This window comes from Phenylobacterium sp., assembly GCF_044236515.1.
GTDB lineage: Bacteria > Pseudomonadota > Alphaproteobacteria > Caulobacterales > Caulobacteraceae > Phenylobacterium.
Window position 1 is genome coordinate 1 of sequence record NZ_JBIIGK010000106.1, and the last position, 10122, is coordinate 10122.

The window sequence follows — 10122 nt, forward strand, 5'->3', positions numbered from 1 at the left end:
ATGCCGCGGTTGATGTTGACGAGGTCATACGGCTGGTCGCCGCGAGCGGTGGGCCCGATGATCACTGAAACCGGCGCGCCGTAGAGGGTCTCGATCATCTGCGGGAACATGGGATCGTAGTCCCACTGCTCGCTGTCCTGGTCCGCGTGGTTGTAGAAGACGCCGGCAACCCAGCGCAGGCGTGAGTTAGGATCGGTCGTGCGCAGGCGCACTTCCTGCGTGAAGCTCTCCTGCCGATTGATCATTGTCGCCCGGACTTGATATCCGCCCATGATCAGCTGCGGATAAGGCGTACCGAAGAAGATGCTACCGATGTCGTCGGTGTAATCCCACTGGCTGGCGTTCTTGCGAACGAAGAGGGAGGTGTTGGACTCCAGGGCGACCGGGCCGAAGTCATACCGAACGGCCACTGCACCCAGGCTGAAGAAGTCGCGGTTCCACTCGGGCAGCTGGTTGCCCGACACGAAGCGACCCTGCCCGCGGTCAGACAGATTCTCCCAGATGACTGCCGTGTCGTCGATGGTCGTCTTCTGGTAGTAGAACGAGGGAACAATCTCGAGCCGCTCGGTCGGCCGGAAGGTCATGGCGCCGCGTAGTACGGTGCTTCCCGCCGTGTTGACGTTCTTGTCCAGCGCACCGCCGGGATAAGACGCGCGATCGATCCAGCCGCCGTCCCGGCGATACCAGCCACTCAGCCGAAAGCCGATCTTGTCCTGAACGATCGGGCCGCCGACCGCCGCCCCAAACTCGCCGCTGGTCTCGCCGCCCTTGATGCTGGCGAGCTCCGCTCTGGCGTAGCCGGAGTAATCATTGACGTCGGCTTCTGGCGCGATGAAGCGCACCGTGCCGCCCATCGCCCCGGCGCCGAAAAGCGTGCCCTGTGGCCCGCGAAGGACCTCGACACGCGCGAGGTCGAACACCTTGGGGAAGGGATTGGTGGCGGTGAAGCCGACAGCGCGAACCTGGATCGGGGTGTCGTCGATATAGACGCCTGTCGTCGACGCCGAACCCCCGATGCCGGCGGAGATGCCGCGGATGCTGATATCGGTCTGCTGACCCGTGCCGTAGTTGCTGCGGGTGAATGTCAGGCCGGGCGTGAGGCGCGCCACGTCGTCGATCTGACGCACGCCTTGGGCGTCCATCGATTCCTGCGTGTACGCCGCCACGCTGACCGGAACGCGGCTTAGCACCTGCTCCTGGCGGGTTGCGGTGACGACCACCTCCTCCAGCACTCCGCCCGCGGCCTGGGTCTGCGCCATCGCCGGAGCGGCGCCGATTAGAGCAAGAAGTGCGACGCCGCCCAGCAGACAGCGCTTGTTGAGCCCGTAAGTCATCAGGATCCCCCCGTGTGTTGGCGCCGTTGATCACGCCGCAGTGGGATTGAGGGGGCAGCGCTGAAGTCCCTCAGCTTCACGCCGAGATTTTTTTCGTCGAGCTCCCGCCCGTTGGACACGCCTCGGCATGATGGCCGGCTCCGGCTTAAAAGGCCGCGCTTCGGAACACCTCTTTGCCGGCGAACAGAGTCATCACTGGCTTTACGCCGGCCAGCTCGTCCGCGGGGACGGCGAACAGATCGCGCTCGAGCACCACGAGGTCAGCCATTTTGCCCACTTCGATTGAGCCGATAGCCGTTTCAGCAAACACTGCCTCAGCGCCGCGCAGCGTATGAGCGGCGATCAGGTCCTCCAGGGGGACTCCGCGTTGGACGCCCCGCGCCATCTCCGCCACCGGCGAGAAATCGCCGACCGGATAGTCGCTCGAGATGGTCGTCGGGACCTTGGTGTCAAAGAACGCTTTGGGCGGCGGATGGCCGTCGGCCCGCACGCCCAGCTCTAGGAACCGCGCGGTCGTCGGCGAGGCGGCGTCGCCAACGTGAGTAATGATGTGCCGCGCGTCGCGCCGCCCGTTCTGGGCGATGGCGTAAGCATGGGCGTCGAGCATCGCCTCGTACGTCGAGGTTGGGCCAATATCGTGGATGAAGATGCGGAACTTCGCCTTGTCGAGGGCCGCCACCGTCTTGTTCAGCACATCCTGGTCCCACACCAGGCCGAGGCCCTGAGCCGTCTGGCCAGTGCCGAAGATCTTGACGGAGTCGACCTTGAAGTTCGGGCCGCCGTATCGCGCGCGGGTGCGGATCAAGTCCGGGACCTGCGACAGGCCCCGGGTCTCGTCGGCCCAAAGACAGACGTCGAACCGCGTCGTCAGGCGGCCCTCGAGGCTCAGCGCCTGCAACGCCTTGAGGTAGTTCTCGCTCGGATAGTGGGTAGGGGTGAGGACCGCCGTCACCCCGCGCTGCGGGGCGAGGTTCGCCTGCCAGTCCAAAACCGAGGCCTTGAACTCTTCGACGGTGAAGTCCGGCTCAGGCAGCTTGCTGATGATGAGGTTCTGAGCCCCAAACTCGCGGAAGACGCCGTTAGGCGCGCCGGCGGCGTCGCGCTCGATGAACGCGCCCGGCGGGTTGGGCGTCGCCTCGGTGACGCCCGCGTTGCGGATCGCGCGCGTGTTCGCCCAGATTTCATGATGACCGTGGGTGATGATCACCGCCGGGATGTCCAGGCCGACGAGGTCGTCGAGCAGCTCACGCGGGGTCAGGCCCCGCTCGCTCGCCGCCTGCACGATGAAGCGCATATTCCAGCCGACCCCCCGGAGTTGGCGAAGCCCCCGGTTGGCGGCCTTATAGGCGTCGATCGCCGCCCGGTACTGCTGCAGGGTCGGCGTCTCGGTGCGGGTCCCCGGCAAGGTGACCCAGAAGAGGTTTTCGGCGCGCAGATAGGTGTGGTTGTGGGTGTCGGTAAAGCCGGGTAGCAGCATCCGCCCCTTTAGGTCGATGCGGCGCGTGCGCGGTCCGACGAAAGCGCTCGCATCGTCGCCGACATGGACGATACGGCCGCCCCGGATCGCGACGGCGCCAGCCCACGGCTGGGCCGGATTGACGGTGTAGACGCGCCCGTTGGCGAATACGAAATCCGCCGGTTCGACCGCAGACAGCGCCTGGGGCGCGAAAAGCAGCGCGGCCGTCGTGGTCAACGCGCTGCGACGAGCGATCATCTTCATGTCGGCCCCTCCCGTGGCTCTGGTCTTGGCTACTGAGAAGCGCGTTGCGGGAAATGCCTCAGCGCGACCCCGGGAGTCAGGCCGCGAATGCGACGCCGACCCCCTTCGTCACTTCGAGCTCATCGTGCGTCGGCCGCCAGGGGATCGGCCCGGCAGGGCTGGCCCAGGACCCGACCGCAGGGCACGGCCGGGGCCTTCGCCGTCTCGCTGGGCAGGACGTTCAGGACAACCTTGGAGGGATGCTGCGCGTCGTTCCAGACCCTCAGGGTCGCCGGGACGGGGTTGTAGGCGAAGTTGTAGCTGCCGGTTGGGCTGGGCGTATCGATCCAGATGCGCAGGCGCACGCCTTTGCGGAACGGGAACGAGACGCGGTTAACTTCCACCCGCGCAAGCTCGGGCCGGTTCGGCCACATGGGCTTGAAGCTCGTTGGGGTATCCAGCAGGACGGGCCGGCCGGGCGTCGACCTCGCGGGGTCCAGGGCGCGGTTGGACAGGCGCAGCCACCCGCGCTGAACGTACATTTCCTGGCCGTCCGGCATGACCGCCGTCACGGTAACCTGGACGTCGGCGTCGGAACGGTCCGCCGAGATCCACAGGTCGGCGCTGATCGGACCATAGACCACCAGATCCTTGTCGAGGGGATCCGAGGTGTAGGCCAAAGCGCCAGCCGTCCAATCCGGCGACGCCGGGCCCCACCCGCTGCTGCGAACCGCGGGCCCAACGAGCGGATACTTCATCGTTCGGGGCTCGCCGGCCGCGGCCCCTCGCAACTTCAGGCCGCCGTCCGCGGTCAGGGCGAAGCTCACCTGGTCGACCGCCGGACGAATGCTCGGCCGCGAGACCACGAAGTTGGGGCCCGAGGCCTCGACGTTTCGCTCGATCCCGCCGCGCTGCAGACGGACCGGGTCGATCTTTGTCTCCTCCCAGACCTGCAGCCTGGGGGTAGATTCAAAGCCGTTGCGCTGCCCCTTCACGTAACGGTCGAGGAAGCGGATCAGCGTCTTCCGGAACGTCTCCGAGGAATACATGCTGTGATCGCCGTTGGTATCGACCATCCACAGCAGGTTCGGATCCACCGTCTCCTGATAGTAGCCCCCGCGCGATGTGGTCGCGCCGTCCTGGAAGCCGGTGACCGACAGCACCGGGACGTTAATCAGGTGCGTGCGCAGCGAGACGTTGCGCTCCTCCAGATGATCGTCGCGGAACTGGTGCTGCAGCACGAGAACGCCTGGCGCACCCTCCTCCAGGGTTTTCTTGTTGCGCTCGACCTGCGCCGCGCAGCGGGTGTCGCCATCGCCGACGGCGCTTTCGCGCGTGAAGTCCCACAGCCGCAGCAGGCTTTGGGTCCAGCCGGAGATCATCGCCGGCTGCGGCACGCCGCCGGGCGCATAGCTGTCCGCCCGCGGGTTGGCGATCACCATCCCGGGCGTGATTGCCTTCAGGTGGGGCGGCCGGAACGAGGCGGTCCAGAGCTGGGACATCCCCGCCCAGGACCAGCTGTACATGCCGACATTGCCGTTGGACCATGGCTGGGCAGCCGCGAATTCCACCGCGTCGTATCCGTCTTGGCCATAGAGAGGCCGGTGCCAGTCGAAAGAATCGCCCGCCGAGCACCCCGTCGCACGGGCGTTGACCCCGATGATCGCATAGCCGGCGTCGATCAGGTCCTTGTCGATCGTCTTGACGTACTGGTGGTTGCCTTTGAGGTATTCGGAACCGCCGATCGAGCCGACATCGTAGCCGCTGTAGTGGAGCAGGGTCGGGAACGGCCCTTTGCCCTTCGGCAGCAGCACGCTGTAGCGCAGCTCGGTTCCGTCGCGGGTCTTCAGATAGCCGGTCAGACGTTTCGCCCAGAAGGGCTCGCGCACCACCCGAACGAAATCCTCGCCCGGGCCCAGGCTGGTCGGCTGGCCGCCGGCGGGCGCGTCCCGTCGGCTGCGCTCTTGCGTAGCGCCCGGCGACACGGCAAGCGCAGCGAGAGCGCCAGCGACCAATACCGTCCTTGCGATCTTCAATGTCGCCTCCGTTGTTCCGCGTCCCCGTCAGAAGGGGATGGTCGAACCGTCGTAGTTGTAGATGACCTTGGCGTTCTCCAGGGTCAGTCCGTCGATCACCCTCGCGATGCCGGCGGCGCTGCGGGCCGGCGGAATGCCTTGCGGGATGTTGCGGCCCCGGCCGAGCGGCGAGGCGCGAAGCTCGTCCGCCAGGTCGGTCTCGACGAACCCCGGCGCGATCATCGCGAAGACGATCCCCTTTCCCCGCGGCTCCGCCTTCAACTCCTGCATGGACATGTTCACCGCGGCCTTGCTGATCTTGTAGAACAGCATGCCGAACGCCCGCGGCGCGCGCACCATCGAGCTTTCGACGCTGGTGATGGTGACCACCTTCTTCTGGTCGCTCGCGCGGACGTTTTCCAAGAACGCCTCGGTGACGGCCAGCGGTCCGAACGTGTTGACGTCCAGCATGGTGTGGAACGTCTCGCGGTCGAAGCCGCCAAGCTGCTGGTGATCGGTGTTTCCCATCACGCCGGCGTTGTTGATCACCACATCGATGGGGCGTCCCTGGTAGCGGGCGGCCAGCGCACGGATGCCCGCCAGGTCGGTCACGTCCAGCCGCTCGACGACCACCGCCTTGTGCTTGGCTGCGAGCGCCGCCAGCTCCGGGGCCCCATCGGGCGAGCGGGCGGTGGCGATCACCGTCCAGCCTTGTTCCGAGTAGTGCGTCGCCAGCGCCAGGCCGATGCCGCGGTTGGCCCCCGTCACCAGGACGGTGGCCGCCTGGGCGGCGCCGGCGATCATCAAGGCCGCGGCCAGCACGACAACGGCGTAAACTCGGCGCATCCGCCCCTCCCGATCTAGCGTTCGTAGACGACGCGGCCGCCAAGGATCGTCGCGTCGACCTTGGCGTCGAAAAGAGCCCCGCCGCGCACCCGCTCAAGATCGGCATCGAGCACGGCGAAATCTCCCAGATTGCCTGGGCGGATCCAGCCCTTGTCCTGCTCCTCGAACTGCGCCGCCGCGGCCCAGACGGTGTAGCTACGCAGGGCGTCCTCCAGGTTGAGCGCCTCCTGCGGCGGCAACATGCCGCCCTCGCTTTGCGGCGCGGAGATCCCCGCGATGGCGGCCAGCGGGCTGAAGACAGGGGTCGTCCCAGTGGCGTCCGAGACGGTGAACGGCTGCAACCCTTCGCGGGCCATGGTCGCGTACCGCGGCGCGCCCGAGCGGGGCGCCGTGGCGCGGGTGGTCGGGCCGGTGATCGCCAGACGCAGGCCCAGCCGGCGCATGCGCCGGATCTGCTCGACGTCCTGCAACTCGCGCGGCGCGGCGTGTTCCAGGCGGTGGCGCATGTTGACCGGCTTGCGGGCGATCGCCGCCTCCGCGGCGCGCAGGGTGATCTCGTAGCTGTGGCGCGAGGACTGGTGCATGATCGCCTGGATGTCGCCGTCGTGCGCCCGCCAGAGGGTCTCGGTCAGGGCCTCCTGATCGTACTTCAGGTCGTTCATCGGCTGGCCGTTGACGTCGACGCTGCCGCCGCCGACGTAGATCTTGATCCCGCCGAACTTGTACATGTCGTCGCCGAGGCCCGTGACGAGACCGTTCTGAACGAGGGACTCCACCGTCGTGTGGAACGGCACGATGGGGAAGGTGCGGATCCGCATCGGAAGCTTGCCTTCCTGCTGCAGCTCCTGATCGACTTGTCGTTCCTCGTTGGTCATCGGCATGGTGCCGACCGAGGTGATGCCCTTCGACGTGAAGACCGGCACGACCTGGCTGGCCAGAGCCTGCTTGCGCTCTTCCCGGGTATGAATATCCGCCGGGATGATGTCGAAGATCTCGCTGACCACGCCGGTCGGCATGCCGTCGGCGTCACGCGGCAGATCGGTGCCGCGACGGGCCCGCCCGTCCTTCCAGCGCAGCGCGCGCTCATGGCCGATGTCCAGCAGGCCGGTCCGCTCGAAGCCGAGCGTATTCATCATGGCCACATGCATGCCGGCCAGGACGATGATCGGATGGCGCGTGCTGACGGCATCCAGCTCCTGGCGGGTCGCCCAGCGCTGTTCCTTGACCTGGCGCTTCATGCCGAACCCGCCGCGGGCGACGATCCAGCGCCCTTCCGGGGTTTTCGCCGCGCGCTCGCGCAGGCGGCCGAAGATTTCCTCGAGGCTGGTAAGCGGCGGGGTGTGCACGCTGACCTCCAGCCCCGAGTACATCGGCGCGGCCAATTCGACATGGCAGTGGGCGTCGATGAAGCCCGGAACCACCGTCCGTCCGCCGGCGTCGAAACGGCGGACGCGGCCGGCCTGGCCCAGCACCTCGGCGTTGGAGCCCACGGCCACGACCCGGCCGGCGCGCACCAGAGCCGCCTGCGCCCGCGGGCGGGCGGGGTCTAGCGTCCAGATGCGGGCGTTCAGAACGGCCAGGTCGCCGCCCAGCGACTGGCGCTGCTTGATGATCGTCGGGTCGGTCAGCGCCTGCGCCAGCGCCCGGGCGTCCGACAGCCCGAACGCCGCCGCGCCGGCGCCCAGCAGGATATTGCGTCGATTGAGCATCGCAGTCGCCTCAGCGCGCCGGAACGGTTTTCAGGAAGATAACGCCGGTGAACGAGCCTTCGAGCTTGCTCGGCTCGCCCTGCCGGCCGCTCAGCAGAGTCTGGAGCTGCAGATAGCCGCTGGCGCCCTCGAAAGCCCCGGTGCCGCCGACGATCTTGTCGGTCATCACGGTGTGCGAAAGGCCGGGGATCGGGCTCGGCGCGTTGCGGACCGGATAGACGCTCTTCATGTGGATCTCGCCGCCCGCCAGCTTGGCGGTGGAATCGTAGCTGAACGTTCCGTCGGCCAGGATGTTGGACTGCACCACCATGCCGTACGGATAGGGCCGGTTCTCGCCGACCACCGGATCGCTGCCGGCGTCGGGGATGATCGAGCCCGCCGGCCGGAAATGTCCGTCCGGGCCGCGGGGCGGAATCTGCGCGTCCAGCTTGGCGTCGAAGCGGACGACCCGCATCGCGGGCGGGGACGCGGCTTGCGGCTGGGCCGCCGCGGCGCCGGTCATGATCAGGCCTGCAGCGGCAAGCATGGCCAGTTGGACCACCTTCGTCATCGATATGCTCCTCACTCCGCCGGACCTCACCGCTGCGCCAGCGGGTCGGGACGGCAGGGTTGCGCCAGCACCGCTCCGCAGGCGCGCACCGGCTTCGGCACGGCCTCGTTCTCCAGCACGTTGATCACGAACTTCGAGGCGTGATCCGCGTCCTGCCACAGCTTCAAGGTGGTCGGCACGGGGTTGTGGGAGAACCGATAGCTGCCGGTGTTGCCGGGCGCCTCGATCCAGACCCGCAGGCGCGTCCCCTTGCGGAAAGCGTACGAGAAGCGGTTCACCTCCAGGCGCGCCAGTTCGGGACGGTTGGGCATCATCGGGGCGAACGCCTCGGGCTTGTCCAGCAGCACCGGGCGCCCGACCGTCGACTTGCCGGTGTCGAGTGCGCGGTTCGACAGGCGCAGCCACCCGCGCTGGACATACATCTCCTGACCGTCCGGCTGGAGCGCGGTCACCGTCACCTGCAGGTCGGCGTCAGGCGCCGACGACGAGGAGATCCACAGGTCGGCGCTGGCCGGGCCGAAGGCGACCAGGTCGCGCTGCAGCGGCGGGGTGGTGAACACCAGGCTGCCGGCCTTCCAGTCAGGATCGAGCGGGCCCCAGCCCTCGCGGCCGAGCACGGAGGGGCTGATCACCGGATACTTGAAGGTCTGCGACCCGCCGGACGCGGCGGCGTTCTCCAGCAGACGCCCGCCTTCCGACAGGGTGAAGCTGACCTGCTTCACGTCGGGCGAGATCGTCGGCCGGCTCACCACGAAGTTCGGCTGCGAGCTTTCGACGCCGCGCGCGCCACGCGCCACCGCGGCCGGGTCGTTGGCGGTCTCCTGCCAGACCTGCAGGCGCGGAGTCGCCTCCCAGTCGTTCTTCACGCCTTTTACGTAGCGGTCGAAGAACTTCAGCATCTGACGACGATAGACCAGTGAGCCAGCGGCGCCGTGGCCCCCATTGGTGTCGATCATCCACATCAGCTTGGGATCGACGTTCCACTGGTAGTAGCCGCCGCGCGAGGTGGTGGCCTCGTCCTGGTAGGCCGTGATCGACAGGACGGGGACGTTGATCCGATCGACGCGGCGCGCCGGCGCCCGCTCCTCGAGGTGGGCGTCCCTGAACGGATGGGCCAGCACCAGGCGGCCGGGAGATCCCGCCTCGAGGGTCTTCAGGTTCTTCTCGAGTTGCTGGAGGCAGCGGGTGTCGTTTTCCGCCTCGGCGTCGGCGCGGATCGTCTGCCAGCGGCCAGGCACGTAGGTCGAACCCCACCCCGTGATCATCGTCGGCTGCGGCACGCCGCCGGGGGCGTAGCTGTCGGCACGCGGGTCGGCGATCACCACGGCGGGCGCGATGGCGCGCAGGTGCGGCGGACGCGTGCTGGCGGTCCAAAGCTGCGACATGCCCACCCACGAGGAGCCGTACATGCCGACATTGCCCGTGGACCACGGCTGCGCCGCGGCCCATTCGACCGCGTCGTGGCCGTCCTGGCCATAGAGCGGATGGTGCCAGTCGAAGGTGCTGCCGGTGGAACAGCCGGTGGCGCGGCGGTTCACGCCGATGACGGCATAGCCCGCCTCGACAAGCATCCGGTCGGCGCCGCCGCCCGTCAGGCCGTTGCGCTGCAGATAGCTTTTGCCGCCCAACGCGCTGTCGTCATAGCCGCTATAGCGCATGATCACCGGGAACGGACCCTTGCCCTTCGGCAGGATGACGCTGTAGCGCAGATCCTCGCCGTCCCGGGTCTTCAGATACCCCGTCAGGCGTTGCGCCCAGAAGGGCTTGCCGGGAGGACCCGCCGGCTGAGCTTGGGCCTGTCCCCGATCTTGGGCCGGAGCCTGCGCCTGGACGCCGGTCGCGATCAGGAGCGCGAGGGCGCCTCCGACGGCTGCGGTGGCTTGCGATCTCATCTGCATCCTCCTCCGGTCTTCCTGTTGGGCGATCAGCCGGCCAGCGGGTCGGCGCGGCAGGGCTGATCCAGCACCTC

The 10122-nt window shown here is 67.8% G+C and carries 7 protein-coding genes; all 7 read right to left on the bottom strand.

The features are described from left to right. On the bottom strand, nucleotides 1-1334 hold a 1334-nt coding region (locus tag ACILRF_RS11235; protein ID WP_395672891.1), incomplete at its 3' end, for a TonB-dependent receptor. Nucleotides 1335-1479: 145 nt separating this feature from the next. Further along, nucleotides 1480-3054: an amidohydrolase gene (locus tag ACILRF_RS11240; protein WP_395672893.1), complete on the bottom strand. Its 1575-nt coding sequence runs from the start codon at nucleotides 3052-3054 to the stop codon at nucleotides 1480-1482. A gap of 119 nt (nucleotides 3055-3173) precedes the next feature. Beyond that, the gene (locus ACILRF_RS11245) at nucleotides 3174-5069 is read right to left on the bottom strand and encodes a CocE/NonD family hydrolase (protein WP_395672895.1); all 1896 of its coding nucleotides are present in this window, start codon (nucleotides 5067-5069) and stop codon (nucleotides 3174-3176) included. 27 nt (nucleotides 5070-5096) lie between these two features. Continuing rightward, nucleotides 5097-5894, bottom strand: coding sequence for an SDR family oxidoreductase (locus tag ACILRF_RS11250; protein WP_395672897.1), 798 nt, complete (start codon nucleotides 5892-5894; stop codon nucleotides 5097-5099). Nucleotides 5895-5908: 14 nt separating this feature from the next. After that, nucleotides 5909-7603 (bottom strand): amidohydrolase, encoded by a 1695-nt coding sequence (locus tag ACILRF_RS11255; RefSeq protein WP_395672899.1) that lies wholly within the window; start codon nucleotides 7601-7603, stop codon nucleotides 5909-5911. A gap of 10 nt (nucleotides 7604-7613) precedes the next feature. Then, nucleotides 7614-8153 (bottom strand): hypothetical protein, encoded by a 540-nt coding sequence (locus ACILRF_RS11260; RefSeq protein ID WP_395672901.1) that lies wholly within the window; start codon nucleotides 8151-8153, stop codon nucleotides 7614-7616. Nucleotides 8154-8179: 26 nt separating this feature from the next. Next, a complete protein-coding gene (locus ACILRF_RS11265) occupies nucleotides 8180-10045 on the bottom strand; it encodes a CocE/NonD family hydrolase (protein ID WP_395672903.1) in 1866 nt (621 codons plus the stop codon). Nucleotides 10046-10122: the final 77 nt, after the last annotated feature.